This is a genomic window from Neisseria lisongii (assembly GCF_028463985.1).
Classification (GTDB): Bacteria; Pseudomonadota; Gammaproteobacteria; order Burkholderiales; family Neisseriaceae; genus Neisseria; species Neisseria lisongii.
This window is the reverse complement of sequence record NZ_CP116766.1, coordinates 1,635,237-1,655,516: the sequence shown is the minus strand read 5'-3', so window position 1 is coordinate 1,655,516 and position 20,280 is coordinate 1,635,237. Positions and strand designations below refer to the sequence as shown.

The following is a 20,280-nucleotide window of genomic DNA, read 5'->3' as shown; positions in this document are numbered from 1 at the left end:
GTCCCGCTGACAGGAAGGGGGCCGCATGTTATATTTTTCGGTTGTGCATCAAGATTGAAAACGAAAATCATGGTGTTTTGATTGGAAAAAGGCCGTCTGAAAATGCAGTTAACACATTTTCAGACGGCATGTTTTCAAGCGAATTTTCTATATGCAGACTAAGCCCTGCGCCAAGTGGTTTGACCGGCCTTGTCTTCCAAAATAATATTCGCAGCGGCCAGCTCGTCCCGAATACGGTCGGATTCCGCCCAGTTTTTATCGGCACGGGCCTGTTTGCGGGCTTCGATTAAGGCTTCGATCTCTTCATTAGACAGGCCGTCTGAAACCGAACCGCCCTGCAGAAATTCGGTCGGGTTGCGTTGCAGCAGGCCGATGATGCCCGCCAGATGTTTCAGACAGGCCGCCAGTTCGGCGTTTTGGGTTTTATTGACCTCGTTTGCCAGTTCAAACAATACCGCCACCGCCTGTACAGTGTCGAAATCGTCATTCATCGCCGCCATAAAGCGGCGGGCGTAATCATTCTCCAAATCCGACGGATTTTCAGACGGCATGGTGTTTTTCAGCGCCGTATAGAGACGGGTCAGCGCACCTTTGGCATCGTCCAGATGCGCATCGGAATAATTCAGCGGACTGCGGTAGTGCGCACGCAGGATAAAGAAACGCACCACTTCGGGATCGTATTGTTTCAACACGTCGCGAATGGTGAAGAAATTGCCCAGCGATTTGGACATTTTTTCGCCGTCCACACGGATAAAACCGTTGTGCAGCCAATATTTCACATGGCTTTCAATGGTTTTGCCGCCGTGTTGGTGGCCGCAGGAATGGCCGTTTGCCCCCACGCTTTGGGCGATTTCGTTTTCATGGTGCGGAAACTGCAAATCTGCGCCGCCGCCGTGAATATCGAAGGTGTCGCCGAACAGGTTTTCGCTCATCGCCGAACATTCGATATGCCAGCCCGGACGACCCAAGCCCCACGGGCTTTCCCAAGCCGGTTCGCCCGCTTTCGCCGCTTTCCACAACACAAAATCCAGCGGATCACGTTTGAAACCGTCCACTTCCACCCGTTCGCCCGCACGCAAATCGTCTAAAGATTTGCCCGAAAGCTGACCGTATGCCGCAAATTCACGCACCGCATAATACACGTCGCCGTTATCCGCCGCATACGCTTTGTCTTTGGCAATCAGCCGCTCAATCATCGCAATCATCTGCGCAATGTTTTCCGTCGCCTTCGGCTCGATGTCGGGACGCAGCACGCCCAAAGCGTCCGCATCTTCGTGCATGGCTTGGATAAAGCGTCCGGTCAAATCGCCGATGCTTTCCCCGTTTTCCGCTGCACGGGCAATGATTTTGTCGTCGATGTCGGTGATGTTGCGCACATAAGTGAGCGGATAACCGCTTTGGCGCAGCCAGCGGGCAATCATATCGAACACCACCATCACACGGGCATGACCGAGATGGCAATAGTCGTAAACCGTCATGCCGCAAACGTACATACGCACGTTTTCAGGGTTGATGGGGGTGAAGGGTTCTTTTTGGCGGGTCAGGGTGTTGTAGATGTTTAGCATGATCGGTAAAAAAATAAATGTAAATTTGACAGTCAGGGTGGAGTCGGTTATATTTGCATACAACACGGCTCCTCTCGGTTATATCGTTTCGGTATGGCTGCTGGGGAGTTTTTTCATGCCCAGTGGTTTTCCCAGTCATCAGGTACGCCCATACCTTTTAAATTCAGCCCCAGATGTGTTAAATCGGGGAAATCGGACAAATGTTGTTTCATTCGTTGCGGCCAACTTGATTGTGGATTGATGACTTTTAATAAATGCCGGCACAGATACAGCAATAAAAAGCAGCGGGCTTTATGTTTTTCGCCAAATATTCCGACCCAAGCGGTATCTGATGCAGGAGGAAGTTTGGGTTGGACGGTAATGTTTCGGTTCCACAGGCGGCTGTGATGGGCGCAGATGTTTCTCAAATAGTTCAGGCTGCGCAGCCAGCTGGCGAATATCCGTCCGTTTCGGATACCGTATTTTTGTGCAACGGCATCTTGATCGTTTTCCTTCATGCCGCCGAATAAGGTGGAAAGACAGCCGAAATCCCAAACTTCGCAGGCAACCCAAATCGGTAAGGGTAAGCCGTATTTTACCTTATTGTGCAGGATAAATTCTTCTTTTGACCGCTTAATCAGCTGTTCGTGTTTGTTTAACCAATCAGTGTGGCGGCTGTGCTGGTCTGATGTTGTTTTGCTGAAAGAATGGTGCAGTAAATCGGGATTCCGGTAGGCAAATTTATCCAAACGGCCGAGATGGTGGGAAACATCAACCCTAAGGGCAATTTCAATGCGTTCCAATGCATCTAAAACGAGCAATCTCAGTTTCTTATCAAAAATATAGAGCAAAACCGCATCTTGAAAACCGGCACCTGATTTGAAATGATCGCCGATTATGTTCCCGTTTCTTTCACGCATGGCATAGAAATAGCCGCTCAAACGGTAATATCCAATGCGTGCCAAATATTCTGTTGCTTTGGCATCATCGGAAATATGTAAGCCTCGTGTTTTCAAAAGCTCAAGCTGCTGGTCAAAACTCAGCCATATTTTAGGGTGAGGCGGTTGCATGATTGGGGCTTTCAATGAATGATGCGGTTTTCAGACGGCCTGTATCACAAAAAGGCCGTCTGAAAATCTTTATTCCGCTACTAAAACGCCGGTATTGGTCTGCGGCTGCTGTTGGGCGGTTTCGGCGTTTGCCGCTTGTTCTGCCGCTGCTTTTTCGGCTTCAACCCGTTTTTTCTCATTCAGATACATACCGATTTGGCGTACGAGTTCTTGTGTGCCTTGGTGTGCTAAGGCACTGATTTTGAAGAGGCGCGGGGTGGTCAGGTCGAATTGGAAGCGGTCGTCGGGTTCGGGGTAGTCCCAGCCGATTTGGGCGAGGAAGTCGGCGGTGCGTGCTTCGGCTTCTTCTTCGCCGAGCATATCGAGTTTGTTTAAAATCAGCCAGCGGGGTTTGTCGTAGAGGGTTTCGTCGTATTTGCGCAGCTCTTCGACAATCGCCAAGGCTTCGGCGGCGGGGTTGACGCTTTCGTCAAACGGAGCCAAATCGACGACGTGCAGCAGCAGGCCGGTGCGGGAGAGGTGTTTGAGGAAACGGTGTCCCAAGCCTGCGCCTTCGGCTGCGCCTTCGATCAGGCCGGGAATGTCTGCCATAACGAAGCTGTTGTTTTCGTCCAAACGCACCACGCCCAGATTCGGGTGCAGGGTGGTAAACGGGTAGTTGGCGATTTTCGGGCGGGCGGCGGATACGGCGGAAATCAGGGTGGATTTGCCGGCGTTGGGCATGCCTAAAAGACCGACATCGGCGAGGACTTTCAGTTCCAAATGCAGCGAGCGGGCTTCGCCTTCTTCGCCAGGCGTGGACTGTTTGGGCGCACGGTTTACCGAGGATTTGAAGTGGATGTTGCCCAAACCGCCTTTGCCGCCTTTGGCGAGGCACACACGTTGGCCGTGGTGGGTGAGGTCGGCGACGATTTCGTCGGTGTCGGTGTCCCGAATCAGGGTGCCGACGGGCATACGCAGTTCGATGTCGTCTGCGCCTGCGCCGTAGCGGTCGGAACCGTGGCCTTTTTCGCCGTTTTTCGCCTGATAGCGTTTGACGAAACGGTATTCGACGAGGGTGTTGGTGTTTTCGTCGGCAACCGCCCACACGCTGCCGCCTTTGCCGCCGTCGCCGCCGTCCGGCCCGCCGCGGGGTACGAATTTTTCGCGGCGGAAACTGGCTGCGCCGTTGCCGCCTTTACCGGCAACGACTTCGATTTTTGCTTCGTCAATAAATTTCATGGTGTTCTCTAATCATTATTTTGTGTTTTCAGACGGTCTTGGCGGGCGGTTTGCCTGTTTAGGCCGTCTGAAAAGCGTGTTTTGTTCGGGCGGAACGGGGTATATGGCGGCATTTTCATGAAATGCAATTATTTTTCCAATTCCTGATCGATTTGGCGGTAAAGGGCGGCGAAGTCGGGTTCGCCGACAAAGGTTTTCAGGATTTCGCCGTTTTTGCCGATTAAAAACGAGGTCGGGTAAACCTGCGTGCCGAAGGCTTTGCCGATGGTTTTGTCGCCGTCGTACATCACACGGAAGGGCAGGCCGTAGTCTCGGACGTATTGCTGCACGCTTTCAATCTGGTCAATCGGTTCGGCAATGCCCAAAACTTGGAAGTTTTTGCCTTGATAGTCTTTCGCCATTTTGATGACTTTGGGCATTTCGGTTACGCAGCCGGGGCAGGAGGGAAACCAGAAATTGATAAAGCTGACTTTGCCCTGCAAATCGGCATTGCTGACGGTTCGGCCCTGCAAATCGGGCAGGGTAAACGCCGGCGCAGCGGCTTTGGACGGAATCAGCACTAAGGCAAGTAAAACGCCGACAATGGCGACGGCGGCAAGGGAAATCAGTTTTTTCATGCGTTCAGCGTGTTCAAAAGGTTAAATAAAGATTCGGGCAGGCGCACGGCTTTGCCGCTGGCGGCATCAATCGGCATCAGCGTGATGTCGGCTTCGACAGCGTTTTTGCCTTGGGCGGCGAGTTCGATATTCTGGCGCAACACCAGATAGCGGCTGCTCAGTTCTTTCACTTCGATATGCACCCGCAAATCATCGCCGGCAAAGGCAGGGCGGCGGTAGCGCAAATCGGCACGCACCACCGCTAGACAGATATTGTCCAGCAGCGGCAGCCAGCCCTGCGTGTCGAAAAACGCCCAGCGGGCTTCTTCGAGAAACTCGAGATAGCGGGCGTTATTGACGTGGCCGTAGCCGTCGAGATGATAGTTGCGGACACGGATCTGCATCTTTTCAGACGGCCTCAGTTCAGATTGAAAGGCTGAAATTCGTCTCGTGCCAACGGCTCGGCTTCGAGGTCGGTGATGACGGTTGAGAGCTGGATATCGAACCATTCGTTGAAAATATCGGCGTGCAGGTCGGGCCAATAGCTTTCGTCTTCGCACCAGTCGGCCAGTTCGGCGGCAAAAATGTCTTCAAAACGCGCTTCGATTTCGTCCCACACTTCATCGGCGTTTTCACACGGACGCACAAGATAGGAATTGGCATCGGCCTGAAGGTCTTCCAAAGTGAGATCGGCCAGATGGTTGCCGGGCAGGGTTTGCAGCCAGTTCCAAAACGGATCGAGCGGCACAAGCAGAAAAACGCTGCGGTTTACTTCGTACATAATGTTTCCTTTTTTTAGATTAGGGAATGATATAGCAAAGGCGGACAGATTAAAAGCAGCTTTGCGAAATCGGGAAACAGCAGACCGCCGCCGAATGCGGCTGTTGGGGAAAATGCGACAGATGTTGAAAGGTAAAGCCGTCTGAAAACTGGTTCAGACGGCTTTTTTAACCTTGCGGTTTCAATCAATGATGATGGTGATGATGTTCGTGCCGCTCGGCTGCACGGTTTGTGCCAATCGGCATAATCAGCGTGGCGTAGGTATTGTCTTCGCCGCAAATGCTTTTATCGGCATAGCCTGATTGATGGACGGCTTTGATTTTCCACAAGCCTTCGATTAAGGGAATTACATTGACTACGCCGTCTTTATCGGTTTTTCCTGAAAAGCCCTGCGGTTCGCGGTGGTCGTGGGTTGCTGTCAGATCCATTTCCGCCAGCGTGTCCGAGCTTGCGGTAACTGTTGCTTTTGCCAACGGTTTGCCTTGGTACAGCACTTTAACAGGCAACAAATCGCCGACTTTGACTTCATTCGGGTTTTTCAGCGGAATCAGTTCCAATTCATGGCCGAGCGGACGGGTCAGCACATTTTCATCCGTATTGCCGTTGCCCACCTGTAAAAAAGCCTTGCCGAACATTTGTGCCTGTTCGCAATAAGTTGCGCCGGGCAATTCTTTTAAAGTCAGCTGTTTCCAGCCTTCGCTGTTTTTCGACCAAAAAGTCGGTTTGTACACTGCACCGATCCAATATGAATCGTCTTTCAAACGGGATTTGGAGACATATTGGTAATTTTCGCCTTGGTTTGTCAAATCAACGGTTTTTCCTGATTTGTCGGTTAATTGCAGCGGTTTGAAAATGTGTACCCGATCGGCGGCAATTTTTTCGAGATTCGGGAAATCATGGCTGTAGCCCAAGTCTGCCTGCAATGAGCTGCCGGAATCCAAATGTGTCGGAGCCGATACCCACAAATCGTGCGCCTGCGCCGCCATGCTCAAACCCAGCGCACCAAGTATCCATAATTTTTTCATGCTTCTTCCTCGTAATTTAATTGTTTATGCGTCAAAACGGACGGAAAGACCGAAAGGTGAAGTAATCCTACTCTTTTTGCTTAGATATGTAAATATTATTGATGATTTTTTGTAGTTATAAAGAACTATATTGGTAATGGGTTTAAGCGTACCGGTCAGCACAAAAAACAGGCCGTCTGAAAATCGGGTTTTCAGACGGCCTTGGTATGGATATGGAAACAGAGATTGCGGATTATGGTTCGCTATGTTCGGCAACGGCTTCGCTTGCGGTTTCTTCGGAAGTATCCGGCAAGGCGGCGGTTTCTGCAACGGTATCGGCGGTGATGCTGTTGTCGGGTTGTTCGGAAACGCCGACGGTTTCGTCGCTGACCAGTTCGTCAATGTCGATGTTGTCGTCTGCCTGTTCGGGTAAAGTGCCGCCGGTTTGTTGGGTGCGCAGGCGCATGTAGAGGTCTCGGGTGTAGCTGTATTTATCGATGGCGGCGCCGTCGAGGCTGTCGGTCAGGTCGAGCAGGTTTTCCCGAGTGTTGACGGCGTTCAGGCCGGTGCTGCCCCAGCGTTCGGCGGAGGTTTTGAGAAAGGTGTTTTTCACCGGATAAACGGTGGTTACGGCGTTGCCGACGGTATCGCGCACGGTGGAGGGGCCGAGCAGGGGAACGACAAAGTAGTTGCTGTTTTTCCAGCCCCATGAGGCGAGGGTGTCGCCCAAGGTGTTTTTGTTGTCGGGTACGCCGCCTGCACCGGCGATGTCGATCAGGCCGCCGATGCCGAAGGTGGTGTTGATGCCGACCCGCACGATGTCTTCGCTGGCACGTTTGATGTCGAGCCGCAGCAGGTTGCTGCCGAAGCTGACGACATCACGCAGGTTGTTGAAGAAGTTGCTCACGCCGGTGCGTACGGGTTGTGGGGTGATTTTGCGGTAGCCTCGGGCAACGGGTGCCATGATGTAGCGGTCGGCGGTGTCGTTGAATTTGGATACGGCACGGTTGTAGGGTTCGTAGGGGTCGGCGGGGTTGCGTTCGGCAAAGGCGGGCTGGGCGGCCAGCAAAACGCTGAGAATGAGGGGAACGGTGGCTTTTTTCATGATGCGAACCAGTCGTTGATGTCGTAAAGTCCGCCCAGCGCCTGCACGGATTCGGGCAAGTGCTGCAGGCGGAGGGGGTGTTTGCTCAGGCGGCGTGCGGTCAGCAGCAGCGACACGCAGGCGGAGTCGGCACGGGTTACGCCGCTCAAATCGAGGCTTTTGCACGTTTTCAGACGGCATTGCTGCTCGAAGCGGGCGAATACGGCGGCGGTAAGGGTTTTCACGGTTACGTCGCCGCTGATAAAGAGCGTGCCTTCTCGGATTTCGGAGTGCATGGTTTATTTGCTGCCGTTTTTGGTTTTCAGGTCGGCAATCAGGCCATCGATGCCTTTGGCTTTGACGGTTTCGCCGAATTGGTTGCGGTACACGGTTACCAGACTTGCGCCTTCTACGGCGACGTTATACACACGGTAGCGGCTGCCGTTTTGGTAAGTGGTGAAATCCATATTGACCGGTTTTTCGCCGTTGGCGGACACTTCGGCACGAACGATGATTTCTTTGCCGCCTTTATTGACAATCGGGTTGTCTTTAACGGTTACGTTGGCGTTTTTGAATTTCAGCATGGTGCCGCTGTAGGTGCGGATCAAGAGGGTTTGGAATTCTTTGGTCAGCGCCTGTTTTTGGGCATCGCTGGCGGTTTTCCACGGTGCGCCGACGGCAAGGGCGGTCATGCGTTGGAAGTCGAAGTAGGGCAAGGCGTAGGCTTCGGCTTTGCGGCGGGCGGAAACGGCATCACCGCTTTTGAGAATGGTCAGCACTTGCGTGGCGTTTTGGCGGATTTGGCCGACTGCGTCCGCAGGAGCGGCAAATGCCAGATTAATGCTGAGTAAACCGATGCTTAAGGCGCTGATGATGGATGTTTTTTTCATGGTTTTATTGTCCTGAATTTAATATGATTTTCAATATGGTTGGGGGTTGTGTGGTGATTATTGTCCGGCGGATTCGGTATTGTCGCCACCGGCGTTTTTCTCGGCAAAACTGGTCATGAATTTGCCGATCAGGTTTTCCAGCACCAGCGCCGAGCTGGTTACGGAGATGGTGTCGCCTGCCGCCAAATTATCGGTGTCGCCGCCCTGCTGCAGGCCGATATATTGTTCGCCCAACAGGCCGGAGGTCAGGATTTGGGCGGAAACGTCGCTGCTGAAGGTGTATTTGCTGTCGATATTGAGGCTGACTTTTGCCTGATAGCTGTTCGGGTCGAGGGTAATCGAACCGACACGGCCGACCAGTACGCCGGCGGATTTAATCGGGGCGTTGGCTTTGAGGCCGCCGATGTCGCTGAAGTCGGCGTAAACGGTGTAGCTCTGGCCGGACGTGCCGGAGGCGCTGCCTGCTACCCGGAAGGCTAAAAAGCCGACGGCAACAACGCCCAGTAATACAAACAGGCCGACCCAAAATTCTAAAATGCTTTTTTTCATTGTCTTTACTCGGTAAACATCCATGCGGTTAATACAAAGTCGATTGCGAGAATCGTCAGGGCGGAAGAAACCACCGTGCGGGTGCTGGCACGCAGAATCCCTTCGGAAGTCGGGGTGCAGTGAAAGCCTTGGTGAACGGCAATCAGGGTAACGGCAACGCCGAATACGGCGGATTTAATCAGCCCGTTTGCAACATCGTAACTCAGGGTGATGTTGCTCTGCATTTGCGACCAGAAAATGCCGCCGTCCAGCCCCAGCCACTGCACGCCGACGAGATAAGCGCCGTAAATGCCGGCAACGTTGAAAATCGATGCCAAGAGCGGCATAGAAAACACGCCCGCCCAAAAGCGGGGGGCAACCACACGGGCGACGGGATCGACCGCCATCACGTTCATTGCTTCGAGCTGTTCGGTGGTTTTCATCAGACCGATTTCGCTGGTCATGGCTCCGCCGGCGCTGCTGGCAAACAGAATGGCCGCCAATACCGGCCCCAGTTCCCGCAGCAGCGAGGCGGCAACCATGTAGCCGAGAATGTCGGCGGATTTGAATTTGGCCAGTTGGGTGTAGCCCTGCAGCCCCAATACCATGCCGACAAACAGGCCGGACACGGCGATAATCAGCACCGACATTACGCCGGCGAAGTAAATCTGGCGTATGCTCAGGCGCGGCCGCACGAATGCGGTGGCGGATTTTCCCAGTATCTGCAGCAGAAACAGGGTAACGCTGCCGAGCGATTGGATAAAGTTCAGGGTGTTGGCCCCGATGTTTCGGATAAAGTTCATAAACGCTTATATTGTTCGCTATGCAACACGGGAAGTGGGGTTGCGGTAGTGTGGTGTTCGGGCTGTATCAAACCGGCTGTCGTGAATTGACTGTATGCCTGTTTTCAGACGGCCTTGTTTGCGGATGATTTGGAAAGGCCGTCTGAAAAACGGGGGCAACAGGGTTCAGCCCAATAAATCTTCTTTCAGCGAAGTCGGCGCAGGGTAGCGGAAAGCCACCGGCCCGTCTGCCAGCCCGCCGATAAACTGCTGCACCCACGGCGAATCGAGTTGCCGCATTTCTTCGGGCGAGCCGCTGAAGATGATTTTGCCGTGTGCCAGAAAAATCACCTGATCGACAATCTGCAGCGATTTTTCGATGTCGTGGGTAACCATCACGCTGGTGGAACGCAGGGCTTTGTTGGCACGGCTGATTAAGTGGGCAATCACGCCCAGCGAAATCGGGTCGAGACCGGTAAACGGTTCGTCGTAAATCATCAGTTCGGGGTCGAGGGCGATGGTGCGGGCCAGCGCCACCCGCCGTGCCATGCCGCCCGACAATTCAGACGGCATCAGGTGTTCGATACCCCGCAGTCCGACAGCGTCGAGTTTGAGCAGCACCAAATCCCGAATCACGCTTTCGGGAAGCTGGGTGAGTTCGCGCATGGGGAAGGCGATGTTGTCGAACACCGATAAATCGGTAAACAGTGCGCCGTGTTGGAACAATACGCCCATGCGGCGGCGGTGTTCGTAGAGTTCGGCGGCGGAAAAGTGTGCCAAGTCCCGCCCTTCGATTAAAACCTGCCCCTGCTGCGGACGAATCTGGCCGGTAATCAGGCGCATCAGCGTGGTTTTGCCGCTGCCCGAACCGCCCATCACGGCGGCAAAATCCCCTTGGCGGATACTGAAATTGATGTCGTGCAGAATCGGGCGGCTGCCGTAGGCAAACGCAACGTTTTTCATTTCAATAAAAGGGGTGTTGTTCATGGGTTGGTGCGCAAAGAATCAGCAGGGTATTTTGACGAACCTGCTATTCTAATGGGGAATGGGAAACAGGGCAATTTCCGCCGCTGCGAATTGCGGCGGTTTGTGTTAAGAAGTGTCAAAACCGTAACCTTGCGTGCGTTTGCTGCGGTGGTAAACATACAACAGTGTAGGTTTTACAGCGTTGCCAGAAAATCGGGCAATTCGGCGAGGCGGTTGAGAACCGCCAAATGCGGACAGCTTCGCAACTGCTCGGCGGTGTGCGCACCGGTGGTTATGCCGATAGCACGGGCTTTGGCGTGGGCGGCCATTTCCAAATCATAAGTGGTGTCGCCGATAACGATGCTTTCAGACGGCATTACGCCCAGTTGGTCGCACAAATGCAGCACCATATTGGGTGCGGGTTTGGAGGGTTGTTCGCCGGCGCAGGTGGTCGCCAGCCAAAAACCGGCGGTTTGGGTTTGGCGTATGGCATTGTCCAAGCCACTGCGGCCTTTGCCGGTGGCGACGGCCAGCCAGTAGCCTTGCGCTTTCAGGGCATTGAGACAAGGAAGGGCATCGTCGAACAGGGTCATGTTGTGGTTGTTCGGATTCAGATAATGCGTTGAATAAGTGGCGGCAATGCGGTGTTGCAGGGCGGTGTCGGCTTCGGGCAACAGACGGCGGATGATTTCCGGCAAGCTGTAACCGATCAGGCTGCGGACGGTCTCGTCGTCGGGAACGGCTTGGCCGCATTCGGCAAAACTGTGTTGGAAGGTGTGGACAATCGGGGACGTGGTGTCGGCGAGTGTGCCGTCCCAGTCAAAAATAATCAGTTTGGGCTGCATGGTCGGGGGCTTTCGTTTTGGATAAGTTGATGCCGTCTGAAAATCAGGTTTGGAACATACGATTTTCAGACGGCCTTTCAGTGTTCCGCTTTCGGGTGCGACAGTATCAGGACCAGCTGCTGCAATTCCTGCGGCAACGGGGCTTTCAGCACCAGTTTTTCGCCGCTCAGCGGGTGGTCGAGATGCAGCTCCGAGGCGTGGAGGAACATTCTTTTCAGCCCCAGTTTCTGCAGCCGCCGGTTGGCTTGGTAGTCGCCGTAACGTTCGTCGCCGGCGATGGGGCAATTCTGCGATTGCAAGTGAACCCGGATTTGGTGAGTGCGGCCGGTTTTTAGGGTGGCTTCGACCAGAGTCAGGGCGGAGAGGCCGACTTGGTGCAACAGGCCGTCTGAAAAACGGTTTAGCACACGGAATACGGTGTGGGCGGCCTGCCCGTCTTCGCCGACCCGCACTATTTTTTCGCCTTGTGCGCCAGTGTATTTAAACAGCGGGAGGCGGACGTGGAAACGGTCGTTGGGCAATTTGCCCACGCCCAGCGCCGTGTAGATTTTTTTCGGGTGGTCGTTGCGGATCATTTCGTGCAGCTTCACCAGAGCGCTGCGTTTTTTGGCAATCATCAACAAGCCGCTGGTGTCTTTGTCGAGGCGGTGGACAAGTTCCAGATATTTGGCTTCCGGTCGGGCGCGGCGCAACTGCTCGATAACGCCGAAACTCACACCGCTGCCGCCGTGTACCGCCACGCCTGCGGGCTTGTCGATAACCAGCAGCGCTTCGTCTTCATACACGATATCGAATTCCCGTGCCGGAACGGCGGCGGTGCGGGCGGGCGGTTTTTCGGCGGTGCGGATTGGCGGAATGCGCAACACATCACCGGCGGCAATGCGGCTGTCGGGCTTGGCACGCTTTTTGTTCAGGCGGATTTCGCCGCTGCGGATAATCCGCTGCAGATGGCTTTTGGGTACGCCTTTGAGGATTTTTATCAGATAGTTATCAAGACGTTGCCCGGCTTCTTCGCTGCCGATTAGGATATGGCTGACTGAATCTTTGCTTATTGTGCTCATTTTCTCTATAATCCGAACCATCCGTTTTCTGTTTGTACGGCAGCCGAAAAATATATCGCTGCAGTCTCGGCCGCAACGGCGGGGCTGTAACTTTACAGGCCGTCTGAAAACGGATTTACTGTTAAAAAGAGATTTTATATTAAAAACGCACTCTGCAAAGCATTTCCTTCCGCCCTGCGACAGCCCGCCGGCGGAAGTGCGTGATTAAGTTTGATTGGTTTGCCGGAACAGTCCGGCAAACGGTGAAGAAGATGACGGCTAAGTTTTCAGGGATTTGCAGCGATGCAGGCCCTTACCGGTCGGGTGCGGCAACAAGTGCTGCACCGGCCGCCGCAGCGGAATTTCTCCCGGCTGCATTGTTCTTTATGACCTTCTTTGTCTATCCACGCCGCACATGGCCGTTTTAGCGAAACTTTCGTTTTCAGACGGCATGAATCCTTGCGGAACGACCATTCAAAAACTGATTACACCGGGTCGGCTGATTGATGTTCATGTCCAATACCGCCGAAGCTGCCGCCGCCGTACGGAAAACGGCATTTGGGCGGTAAAACCACCCTGCCTCGTGAGTGCATACTGAGTCTTGCGTCTGCAACGCAAGATTGACGAGGGTATCATGAAACGCATGTTATTTAATGCAACACAGGCCGAAGAGCTGCGTGTTGCGATTGTCGACGGGCAAAACCTGCTCGATTTAGACATCGAAACGCTGGGCAAAGAACAGCGTAAAGGCAATATTTACAAAGGGGTGATTACCCGTATCGAGCCGTCGCTGGAAGCGTGTTTCGTGGACTACGGAACCGACCGCCACGGCTTTTTGCCGTTTAAAGAAGTGTCCCGTGCCTATTTTCAGGATTACGAGGGCGGCCGGGCCCGCATTCAAGATGTCTTGAAAGAGGGTATGCAGGTCATCGTTCAGGTTGAAAAAGACGAACGGGGCAACAAAGGCGCAGCGCTGACCACCTTTATCAGTCTGGCCGGACGCTATCTGGTGCTGATGCCGAACAATCCGCGCGGCGGCGGCGTATCCCGCCGTATCGAAGGCGAAGAGCGTCAGGAACTGAAAGCAGCGATGGCGGAATTGGACGTGCCGCGCGGCATGAGCCTGATTGCCCGTACCGCCGGTATCGGTCGCAGCGTGGAAGAATTGCAGTGGGACTTCAACTATCTGCTGCAACTGTGGCACGCCATTGAAGAAGCCGGCGAAGCCCACCACGAGCCTTATCTGCTGTTTATGGAAAGCTCGCTGCTGATTCGGGCGATTCGGGACTATTTCCGCCCCGATATCGGCGAAATTCTGGTCGATAACCAAGAAGTACACGACCAAATCGCCGAGTTTATGAGTTATGTGATGCCCAACAACGTAGGCCGTCTGAAACTCTACGAAGACCACACGCCGCTGTTTTCCCGTTTCCAAATCGAACACCAAATCGAAAGCGCTTTTTCACGCAGCGTCAGCCTGCCTTCAGGCGGGGCCATCGTGATTGACCACACCGAAGCGCTGGTGTCGATTGACGTAAACTCCGCCCGTGCCACCCGTGGTGCCGACATCGAAGACACCGCTTTCAAAACCAATATGGAAGCCGCCGAAGAAGTGGCACGCCAAATGCGTTTGCGGGACTTGGGCGGTTTGGTGGTGATCGACTTTATCGACATGGAAAATCCGAAGCACCAGCGCGATGTGGAAACCGTGTTGCGCGATGCGTTGAAAAAAGACCGCGCCCGGGTGCAGATGGGCAAACTGTCCCGCTTCGGCCTGTTGGAACTGAGCCGCCAGCGCCTGAAACCGGCATTGGGCGAAAGCAGCCACGTTGCCTGCCCCCGCTGCGCCGGTACCGGCGTGATTCGGGGCATCGAATCCACCGCCCTGCACGTGTTGCGCATCATTCAGGAAGAGGCGATGAAAGACAACACCGGCGAGGTGCATGCCCAAGTGCCGGTGGATGTGGCAACCTTCCTGCTCAACGAAAAACGTGCCGAACTCTTCGGTTTGGAAGAACGCTTGGACGTATCCGTTTTGCTGATTCCGAATATCCATCTGGAAAACCCGCATTACGAAATCAGCCGCATCCGCATCGACGATGTGGAAGAAGATGCCGAGCCGAGCTACAAACGGGTTGTCGAGCCGGAAGAAGACGAGAGCAGCAAACCGTTCGGTAGCGAAAAAGCCAAAGCCGCCCGCCCCGAACCTGCCGTCAAAGGCGTGAAACACACCCGTCCTGCGCCGGTGGTGTCCGAGCAGAAAGCCACATGGTGGGACAACTTCAAAGCATGGTTGGGCCGCATTTTCTCAGGTTCAAACACCGAGAGCGAAAAACCGGCTGAAAAAGACAGCGGCAAACACACCGCCGTCAACCGCAACAACGCCCGCCGCAGCAACAAACGCCGCCAAACCCCGCGCCACAACGGCAAACGGGACAGCAGCAAAGTCGAAGTTCAGGAAGTCGGCGCAGCCAAAGAAAACCGTGCCGCCAAAGCCGCCGAGAGCAAAAACGAAGTGCGGGAAAACCGTCGGGAACGCAACGAGCGTGCCGAACGTCAGGAACGCCGCGAGCGTCAGGAAGAGCGTCAGCAGCCGCAGGAAGTATTGGCGGTGATGCCGTCTGAAAATGCCGTTCAGCCCGAAGCAAATGCCAAGGCCGCCCGCAACGGCGACAACCGCCGCCGCAACCGTAACGCCGAAAAAGCCGCCGAACCTGTCGCAGCGCCGGTTGCCGCCAATCCGGTTGTGGAAACGGCGGAGCAGGACGAGGGCGAACGCAAACGCAACCGTGAGCGTAACAACAACCGCAACCAGCGCAACAACCGCAATCAGCGGGACCGCCGCAACAACGGCAAAAAACGCAATATTCCGTCTGCAGCCAAAATCGAGCAATATCTCAATATCGCCGATACCGCCGATAAAGTGCGTTTTGCCGTCGCCCATGTTCTCGGTTACGAACAGGCCGGATATGCCGCCGAAGCCGAAGCGGGCAACGAACCTTTGGTTGTGGTGGTACCGGAAATCATCGATACCGCAGCACCGGCCGTGTTCGCCATCGAAAGCGACGATACTACCGTTGCCGCCGCAGGTGCAGCCGAGCAGGAACACGACATGGTGCGTGCCGCCGCCGATAATGTGCGTGAAGCCTTGGCAAGCGTGCTGGTGATTGAGATGGAAGAAACCGACACCACCGAGGCGGAAACAGCGGTTGCCGCCGAAACCGAGCCTGTTCAGGCTGTTGCCGAAACCGAATTGCCCGAACTCAACGGCCTGATTTTTGTCGAAACCAAAGCCGAAGCCTTGGCCGCTTTTGCCGCCCAAGCACAGCCGCAGCAGAGCAACGCCCTGCGCCGTGCCGACGTGCCGAAACCGGCCGCCGCCGACATCGCCGCTGTAGAAATGGTTCAGGTCGAAACCCGTCAGGCTTAGGCATGGCGGAATAACCGGACAATATTTATCGGCCAATATAACCCCGCCTGCTTGTGCGGCGGGGAAAAGGGCGGTTTTCCGCTTGGCGGGGTGTTCCGGTTATTTCATTTGCCTTTCAATTTGAACCGAGGCCGTCTGAAAATCGCATTTTCAGACGGCCTGTTGTCGATACGGAAAATGGTTTCCGGCATTTGCACAAAAACGACAAAAACCGCAACATCCGCTTGACGTTTCAGCAAAAAATCGCAATAATCGCACGTTTCGGTAAGGAAATGGGATGACATTTCTTTTCCGTATCCATGAAGCATAGGCAAAACCCCTATGCCCGCTTAACAAAAAGGACATAACATGAAACAAGATATCCACCCTAATTACCACGAAATCACGGTAAACTGCTCTTGCGGCAACAAATTCACCACTAAATCTGCGCTGGAAAAAGACAGCTTCAATATCGAGGTTTGCTCTTTGTGCCACCCGTTCTACACCGGTCAGCAAAAAATCGTCGATACCACCGGCCGTGTGGACAAATTCAACAACAAATTCGGCAACCTGTTCAAACGCTAATCGCTTGCCGTTGAAAGTTGGAAGAAAAACCGAATCCTGCGCAGGGTTCGGTTTTTTGTTGCCTGCGGCGAATTTTGTTACACTAGGCTATATAGCGGATTAACTTAACTTTCGCTACGGCGTTGCTGCACCTTGCCGTACTACTTGTACTGTCTGCGGCTTGCTGCTTTGTATCGAAAATTAATTAAATCCGCTATAAAGTGAATTCACGATATTCGCCAACCGCAAGCGGCAACTGTTTTGCCTGTTCCCCCGAATTTTTCATCATACTGACTATCTATGCTGACCTACACCCCGCCTTCTGCTTCCACTTTCAAAACCCGTGAAAAACCGTGGCTTCTGCTGCTGATGGCATTTGCCTGGCTGTGGCCGGGCGTGTTTTCCCATGATTTGTGGCACCCGAACGAGCCGGCGCTGTTTACCGCAGTCGAAGCGGCTGTGCAAAGCGGGGCGTATTGGCACGCCGATGTATTGGGCCGCACGGATTTTTCGGTGTCGCCGGTGTATTTGTGGACGGCGGCAACGCTGGTGCGGCTGTTTTCGCCGTGGGCAATGGACGCTTATGCGGCGGCACGGCTTGCCAGTGTACTGTTTACTGCTGTCGGGCTGTTCGGCTGCGGCGTGGCGGGGTTTCATTTTTTAGGCCGACATCACGGGCGCAGCGTGGTGCTGGCGTTGATCGGTTGTGTCGGCTTGTTGCCGATGACGCATTTTCTCAACGGCACATCGCTGACATTTGCGGCTTTGGGTTTGATTTTATGCGGATTTTCGCTGGCGGGGAAAAAAGTGATTGCCGCTTCGCTGCTGTTGGGCGGCGGCTGGGTGTTGCTGTCGCTGGCGGAAGGCTGGCTGCTGCCGTTGTCGCTGATGGCGTTGGCGCTGCTGCTGCCGCTGCACGCTGCATGGCGGTTCAAACGTTATTGGCTGACGCTGTTCGGCGCATTTGCCGTGGCGCTGCCGCTGCTGCCGCTGTATCCTTTTGCGTTGCGGCTGTATTCGCCGCAAGAGTTTGCAGTGTGGCGGGACGCTTATCTGTTGGGCATTTGGGGCGGTTTGCAGCCGCACAATCTGCCTGCTTTTCAGACGGCCTCGTTGCTGTATTATCTGAAAAACCTGCTGTGGTTTACCTTTCCGGCGTGGCCGCTGGCGGTATGGAGCGGTGTGCGGATGCGGATTACGGCGCAGGCGTGGGGCGTGTTGGCGGCGGCGTGGCTGGTGCTGGTGTTGCTGTTGCTGTCGTTTGACCCGCAGCCGGTGCAGGAGCGTTTGGTGTGGCTGCTGCCGCCTTTGGCGTTGCTGGCGGCGGCGCAGTTGGACGGTTTGCGGCGGGGAGCGGCGGCGTTTCTTAACTGGTTCGGCATTATGACGTTCGGGCTGCTGGCGGCGTTTCTGTGGCTGGGTTTTGCGGCGGCCAATTACGGCTGGCCGGCGAAACTGGCGGAGCGTGCCGCTTATTTCAGCCCGTATTATCTGCCTGATATCGACACTATGCCGATGGTGGTGGCTGTGTTGTTTACCCCGTTGTGGCTGCTGGCGATTACCCGCAAAAATATTCGCGGGCGACAGGCGGTAACGAATTGGGCGGCGGGGGTTACGCTGGCGTGGGCGTTGCTGATGACGCTGCTGCTGCCGTGGCTTGATGCCGCCAAAAGCCATGCGCCAGTGGTGCGGCAAATGGAGGCCTCGTTGTCGGCCGAACTGAAAAAAGAGATTTCAGACGGCCTGAGCTGTATCAGTGTTGCGCCGCAGGCGGAAACCGCACGCATGGCGTGGGCGCAATACGGCCATCTGCCGCTGACGCTTGACGAACATTGCACCTACCGTCTGGTCGAGCAGCCCAAAACCGCCGCAGCGCCGACAGGCTGGCGCATGATTTGGCAAGGCGCACGCCCCCGCAATAAAACAGAAGGTTTTGCCTTGTTGGAAAAACTGTAAAACAGGCGTTTGCACGCAGGTATTCTGCCTTGCGCCGTATTCCGCAATCGGTCAAAACGGCGTACAATGTCCGGTTTTGCCTTCACATAACACATTCAATTTATGGCGAATATGATTTATCCTAAAACTTATGATGTCATCGTGGTCGGCGGCGGCCATGCCGGCACGGAAGCGGCGTTGGCGGCGGCACGCATGGGCGCTGCCACGCTGCTGTTGACCCACAATATCGAAACCTTGGGACAAATGTCCTGCAATCCTTCCATCGGCGGCATCGGCAAAGGCCATTTGGTGCGGGAAGTCGATGCACTCGGCGGCGCAATGGCGCTGGCGACCGATAAATCGGGTATCCAGTTCCGCCGTCTGAATGCGTCCAAAGGTCCGGCGGTGCGGGCGACACGGGCGCAGGCCGACCGCATTCTCTATAAGGCCGCCATTCGGGAAATGCTGGAAAATCAGGAACATCTGGACTTGTTCCAACAGGCGGTGGAAGACGTTACGCTGGAGGGTGAGCGCATCAGCGGCGTGATGACCGCCATGGGCGTGGAATTTAAAGCACGTTCGGTGGTTTTGACCGCCGGTACGTTTTTATCGGGCAAAATCCACATCGGTTTGGAAAACTACGAAGGCGGGCGTGCCGGTGATCCGGCGGCGCAGTCTTTGGGCGGCCGTCTGCGGGAATTGAAACTGCCGCAAGGCCGTCTGAAAACCGGTACGCCGCCGAGAATCGACGGCCGAACCATTGATTTTTCCCGTCTCACCGAGCAGCCGGGCGATACGCCGGTGCCGGTGTTTTCCGTGCGGGGCAATGCCGGAATGCACCCGCAGCAGGTGTCGTGCTGGATTACGCATACCAATCTGAAAACACACGAGATTATCCGTTCCGGCTTCGACCGAAGCCCGATGTTTACCGGAAAAATCGAAGGTGTCGGCCCGAGGTATTGTCCGTCTATCGAAGACAAAATCAACCGCTTTGCCGATAAAGACAGCCATCAGATTTTCCTTGAGCCGGAAGGCCTGACCACTCACGAATATTATCCGAACGGCATTTCCACCAGTCTGCCTTTCGATATTCAGATTGCGCTGGTGCGCTCGATGACGGGCTTGGAAAACGCCCATATCCTGCGTCCCGGTTATGCCATCGAATACGATTATTTCGACCCCCGCAACCTGAAAGCGAGCTTGGAAACCAAAACCATTCAGGGTCTGTTTTTCGCCGGACAAATCAACGGCACGACCGGCTACGAAGAAGCCGCCGCACAAGGCCTGCTGGCGGGTGCCAATGCCGTGCAGTATGTGCGGGAACAAGACCCGCTGCTGCTGCGGCGGGAACAGGCGTATCTGGGCGTGTTGGTGGACGATTTGATTACCAAAGGCGTGAACGAGCCGTACCGCATGTTTACCAGCCGTGCCGAATACCGGTTGCAGTTGCGGGAAGACAACGCCGATATGCGTCTGACCGAAGACGGCTACAAAATCGGCTTGGTTTCCGAAGCCCAATGGCAAGCGTTTGACCGCAAACGGGAAAACATCGAGCGTGAAATCCAACGCCTGAAAAGCACGTGGTACACGCCGCAAAAACTGTCGGCGGCCGAACAAGAGCGGGTATTGGGTCAGAAACTCAGCCGCGAAGCCAATCTGCACGACCTGTTGCGCCGCCCAAATATCGACTACGCTGCCCTGATGACCTTGCCCGATGCCATGCCGTCTGAAAAACTGGGCGACGATGTAGTGGAACAAGTAGAAATCCAAGTGAAATATCAAGGCTATATCGACCGCCAAAACGAAGAAATCCAAGGTCGGCGGGACATTGAAACGCTGAAACTGCCGCAGGACATCGACTATGCCAAAGTCAAAGGCCTGTCGGCGGAAGTGCAGCAGAAACTCAATGCCAACCGCCCCGAAACCGTCGGACAGGCAAGCCGCATTTCCGGCGTAACCCCCGCAGCAGTGGCACTGCTGATGGTACATTTGAAACGGGGCTTCAGAGATGCCGTCTGAAAA

General features: G+C 54.8%; 21 protein-coding genes. 5 read left to right on the top strand and 16 right to left on the bottom strand.

The window, feature by feature from the left end; translation table 11 throughout:
• Window positions 1–158: 158 nt before the first annotated feature.
• From cysS to PJU73_RS07540, 15 genes are all read right to left on the bottom strand, one after another.
• A complete protein-coding gene (gene cysS / locus PJU73_RS07610) occupies window positions 159–1,565 on the bottom strand; it encodes a cysteine--tRNA ligase (protein WP_237090784.1) in 1,407 nt (468 codons plus the stop codon).
• 113 nt (window positions 1,566–1,678) lie between these two features.
• A complete protein-coding gene (locus tag PJU73_RS07605) occupies window positions 1,679–2,614 on the bottom strand; it encodes an Abi family protein (protein ID WP_237090785.1) in 936 nt (311 codons plus the stop codon).
• Between the two features lie 69 nt (window positions 2,615–2,683).
• Window positions 2,684–3,835: a GTPase ObgE gene (gene obgE / locus PJU73_RS07600; RefSeq protein ID WP_237090786.1), complete on the bottom strand. Its 1,152-nt coding sequence runs from the start codon at window positions 3,833–3,835 to the stop codon at window positions 2,684–2,686.
• Between the two features lie 128 nt (window positions 3,836–3,963).
• The gene (locus PJU73_RS07595) at window positions 3,964–4,452 is read right to left on the bottom strand and encodes a peroxiredoxin family protein (protein ID WP_237090787.1); all 489 of its coding nucleotides are present in this window, start codon (window positions 4,450–4,452) and stop codon (window positions 3,964–3,966) included.
• Window positions 4,449–4,835 (bottom strand): acyl-CoA thioesterase, encoded by a 387-nt coding sequence (locus tag PJU73_RS07590; RefSeq protein WP_237090788.1) that lies wholly within the window; start codon window positions 4,833–4,835, stop codon window positions 4,449–4,451. The genes PJU73_RS07595 and PJU73_RS07590 overlap by 4 nt, the downstream gene beginning before the upstream one ends.
• A 14-nt stretch (window positions 4,836–4,849) precedes the next feature.
• Entirely contained in the window at window positions 4,850–5,212 is a 363-nt protein-coding gene (locus PJU73_RS07585; RefSeq protein ID WP_237090789.1) for a VacJ, read from the bottom strand.
• A gap of 184 nt (window positions 5,213–5,396) precedes the next feature.
• Window positions 5,397–6,236, bottom strand: coding sequence for a DUF4198 domain-containing protein (locus PJU73_RS07580; RefSeq protein WP_237090790.1), 840 nt, complete (start codon window positions 6,234–6,236; stop codon window positions 5,397–5,399).
• A 232-nt stretch (window positions 6,237–6,468) separates the two neighbouring features.
• Window positions 6,469–7,320, bottom strand: a complete 852-nt coding sequence (locus PJU73_RS07575; protein WP_237090791.1) for an MlaA family lipoprotein — start codon at window positions 7,318–7,320, stop codon at window positions 6,469–6,471.
• On the bottom strand, window positions 7,317–7,595 hold the full coding sequence (locus PJU73_RS07570; protein ID WP_237090792.1) for an STAS domain-containing protein: 279 nt from the start codon (window positions 7,593–7,595) through the stop codon (window positions 7,317–7,319). Before PJU73_RS07570 ends, PJU73_RS07575 begins: the two co-directional genes overlap by 4 nt.
• A 3-nt stretch (window positions 7,596–7,598) precedes the next feature.
• On the bottom strand, window positions 7,599–8,189 hold the full coding sequence (locus tag PJU73_RS07565) for an MlaC/ttg2D family ABC transporter substrate-binding protein (protein ID WP_237090793.1): 591 nt from the start codon (window positions 8,187–8,189) through the stop codon (window positions 7,599–7,601).
• Between the two features lie 57 nt (window positions 8,190–8,246).
• A complete protein-coding gene (gene mlaD / locus PJU73_RS07560; RefSeq protein ID WP_237090794.1) occupies window positions 8,247–8,738 on the bottom strand; it encodes an outer membrane lipid asymmetry maintenance protein MlaD in 492 nt (163 codons plus the stop codon).
• 5 nt (window positions 8,739–8,743) lie between these two features.
• Complete coding sequence (gene mlaE / locus PJU73_RS07555; protein ID WP_237090795.1) at window positions 8,744–9,520, bottom strand: lipid asymmetry maintenance ABC transporter permease subunit MlaE; 777 nt, start codon at window positions 9,518–9,520, stop codon at window positions 8,744–8,746.
• Window positions 9,521–9,685: 165 nt separating this feature from the next.
• Window positions 9,686–10,486 (bottom strand): ABC transporter ATP-binding protein, encoded by an 801-nt coding sequence (locus tag PJU73_RS07550; protein WP_237090796.1) that lies wholly within the window; start codon window positions 10,484–10,486, stop codon window positions 9,686–9,688.
• Window positions 10,487–10,659: 173 nt separating this feature from the next.
• The gene (locus PJU73_RS07545; protein ID WP_237090797.1) at window positions 10,660–11,310 is read right to left on the bottom strand and encodes an HAD-IA family hydrolase; all 651 of its coding nucleotides are present in this window, start codon (window positions 11,308–11,310) and stop codon (window positions 10,660–10,662) included.
• A gap of 77 nt (window positions 11,311–11,387) precedes the next feature.
• Window positions 11,388–12,392 carry an RluA family pseudouridine synthase gene (locus PJU73_RS07540; RefSeq protein WP_371871484.1) on the bottom strand — a complete coding sequence of 335 codons (1,005 nt, stop codon included), beginning with the start codon at window positions 12,390–12,392 and terminating at the stop codon, window positions 11,388–11,390.
• A gap of 373 nt (window positions 12,393–12,765) precedes the next feature.
• Between PJU73_RS07540 and PJU73_RS07535 the strand changes: the two genes are divergently transcribed.
• Together PJU73_RS07535 and PJU73_RS07530 are read left to right on the top strand one after the other, a co-directional pair.
• Window positions 12,766–12,948 carry a hypothetical protein gene (locus PJU73_RS07535; RefSeq protein ID WP_237090799.1) on the top strand — a complete coding sequence of 61 codons (183 nt, stop codon included), beginning with the start codon at window positions 12,766–12,768 and terminating at the stop codon, window positions 12,946–12,948.
• Window positions 12,949–12,984: 36 nt separating this feature from the next.
• On the top strand, window positions 12,985–15,780 hold the full coding sequence (locus tag PJU73_RS07530; RefSeq protein ID WP_237090800.1) for an Rne/Rng family ribonuclease: 2,796 nt from the start codon (window positions 12,985–12,987) through the stop codon (window positions 15,778–15,780).
• 104 nt (window positions 15,781–15,884) lie between these two features.
• Here the strand turns inward: PJU73_RS07530 and PJU73_RS07525 are convergent, their stop codons facing one another.
• On the bottom strand, window positions 15,885–16,064 hold the full coding sequence (locus tag PJU73_RS07525) for a hypothetical protein (protein WP_272606911.1): 180 nt from the start codon (window positions 16,062–16,064) through the stop codon (window positions 15,885–15,887).
• Window positions 16,065–16,128: 64 nt separating this feature from the next.
• Between PJU73_RS07525 and rpmE the strand changes: the two genes are divergently transcribed.
• From rpmE to mnmG, 3 genes are all read left to right on the top strand, one after another.
• On the top strand, window positions 16,129–16,344 hold the full coding sequence (gene rpmE, locus PJU73_RS07520) for a 50S ribosomal protein L31 (protein WP_237090801.1): 216 nt from the start codon (window positions 16,129–16,131) through the stop codon (window positions 16,342–16,344).
• Window positions 16,345–16,623: 279 nt separating this feature from the next.
• Window positions 16,624–18,279 carry an ArnT family glycosyltransferase gene (locus tag PJU73_RS07515; protein ID WP_237090802.1) on the top strand — a complete coding sequence of 552 codons (1,656 nt, stop codon included), beginning with the start codon at window positions 16,624–16,626 and terminating at the stop codon, window positions 18,277–18,279.
• A gap of 102 nt (window positions 18,280–18,381) precedes the next feature.
• The gene (gene mnmG / locus PJU73_RS07510) at window positions 18,382–20,277 is read left to right on the top strand and encodes a tRNA uridine-5-carboxymethylaminomethyl(34) synthesis enzyme MnmG (RefSeq protein WP_237090803.1); all 1,896 of its coding nucleotides are present in this window, start codon (window positions 18,382–18,384) and stop codon (window positions 20,275–20,277) included.
• Window positions 20,278–20,280: the final 3 nt, after the last annotated feature.

Coding starts and splice junctions, on each gene's coding strand:
- cysS (WP_237090784.1), bottom strand. CDS start 1,565: ATGCTAAACATCTACAACACCCTGACCCGCCAAAAAGAACCCTTCACC.
- PJU73_RS07605 (WP_237090785.1), bottom strand. CDS start 2,614: ATGCAACCGCCTCACCCTAAAATATGGCTGAGTTTTGACCAGCAGCTT.
- obgE (WP_237090786.1), bottom strand. CDS start 3,835: ATGAAATTTATTGACGAAGCAAAAATCGAAGTCGTTGCCGGTAAAGGC.
- PJU73_RS07595 (WP_237090787.1), bottom strand. CDS start 4,452: ATGAAAAAACTGATTTCCCTTGCCGCCGTCGCCATTGTCGGCGTTTTA.
- PJU73_RS07590 (WP_237090788.1), bottom strand. CDS start 4,835: ATGCAGATCCGTGTCCGCAACTATCATCTCGACGGCTACGGCCACGTC.
- PJU73_RS07585 (WP_237090789.1), bottom strand. CDS start 5,212: ATGTACGAAGTAAACCGCAGCGTTTTTCTGCTTGTGCCGCTCGATCCG.
- PJU73_RS07580 (WP_237090790.1), bottom strand. CDS start 6,236: ATGAAAAAATTATGGATACTTGGTGCGCTGGGTTTGAGCATGGCGGCG.
- PJU73_RS07575 (WP_237090791.1), bottom strand. CDS start 7,320: ATGAAAAAAGCCACCGTTCCCCTCATTCTCAGCGTTTTGCTGGCCGCC.
- PJU73_RS07570 (WP_237090792.1), bottom strand. CDS start 7,595: ATGCACTCCGAAATCCGAGAAGGCACGCTCTTTATCAGCGGCGACGTA.
- PJU73_RS07565 (WP_237090793.1), bottom strand. CDS start 8,189: ATGAAAAAAACATCCATCATCAGCGCCTTAAGCATCGGTTTACTCAGC.
- mlaD (WP_237090794.1), bottom strand. CDS start 8,738: ATGAAAAAAAGCATTTTAGAATTTTGGGTCGGCCTGTTTGTATTACTG.
- mlaE (WP_237090795.1), bottom strand. CDS start 9,520: ATGAACTTTATCCGAAACATCGGGGCCAACACCCTGAACTTTATCCAA.
- PJU73_RS07550 (WP_237090796.1), bottom strand. CDS start 10,486: ATGAACAACACCCCTTTTATTGAAATGAAAAACGTTGCGTTTGCCTAC.
- PJU73_RS07545 (WP_237090797.1), bottom strand. CDS start 11,310: ATGCAGCCCAAACTGATTATTTTTGACTGGGACGGCACACTCGCCGAC.
- PJU73_RS07540 (WP_371871484.1), bottom strand. CDS start 12,392: ATGGTTCGGATTATAGAGAAAATGAGCACAATAAGCAAAGATTCAGTC.
- PJU73_RS07535 (WP_237090799.1), top strand. CDS start 12,766: ATGGCCGTTTTAGCGAAACTTTCGTTTTCAGACGGCATGAATCCTTGC.
- PJU73_RS07530 (WP_237090800.1), top strand. CDS start 12,985: ATGAAACGCATGTTATTTAATGCAACACAGGCCGAAGAGCTGCGTGTT.
- PJU73_RS07525 (WP_272606911.1), bottom strand. CDS start 16,064: ATGTCATCCCATTTCCTTACCGAAACGTGCGATTATTGCGATTTTTTG.
- rpmE (WP_237090801.1), top strand. CDS start 16,129: ATGAAACAAGATATCCACCCTAATTACCACGAAATCACGGTAAACTGC.
- PJU73_RS07515 (WP_237090802.1), top strand. CDS start 16,624: ATGCTGACCTACACCCCGCCTTCTGCTTCCACTTTCAAAACCCGTGAA.
- mnmG (WP_237090803.1), top strand. CDS start 18,382: ATGGCGAATATGATTTATCCTAAAACTTATGATGTCATCGTGGTCGGC.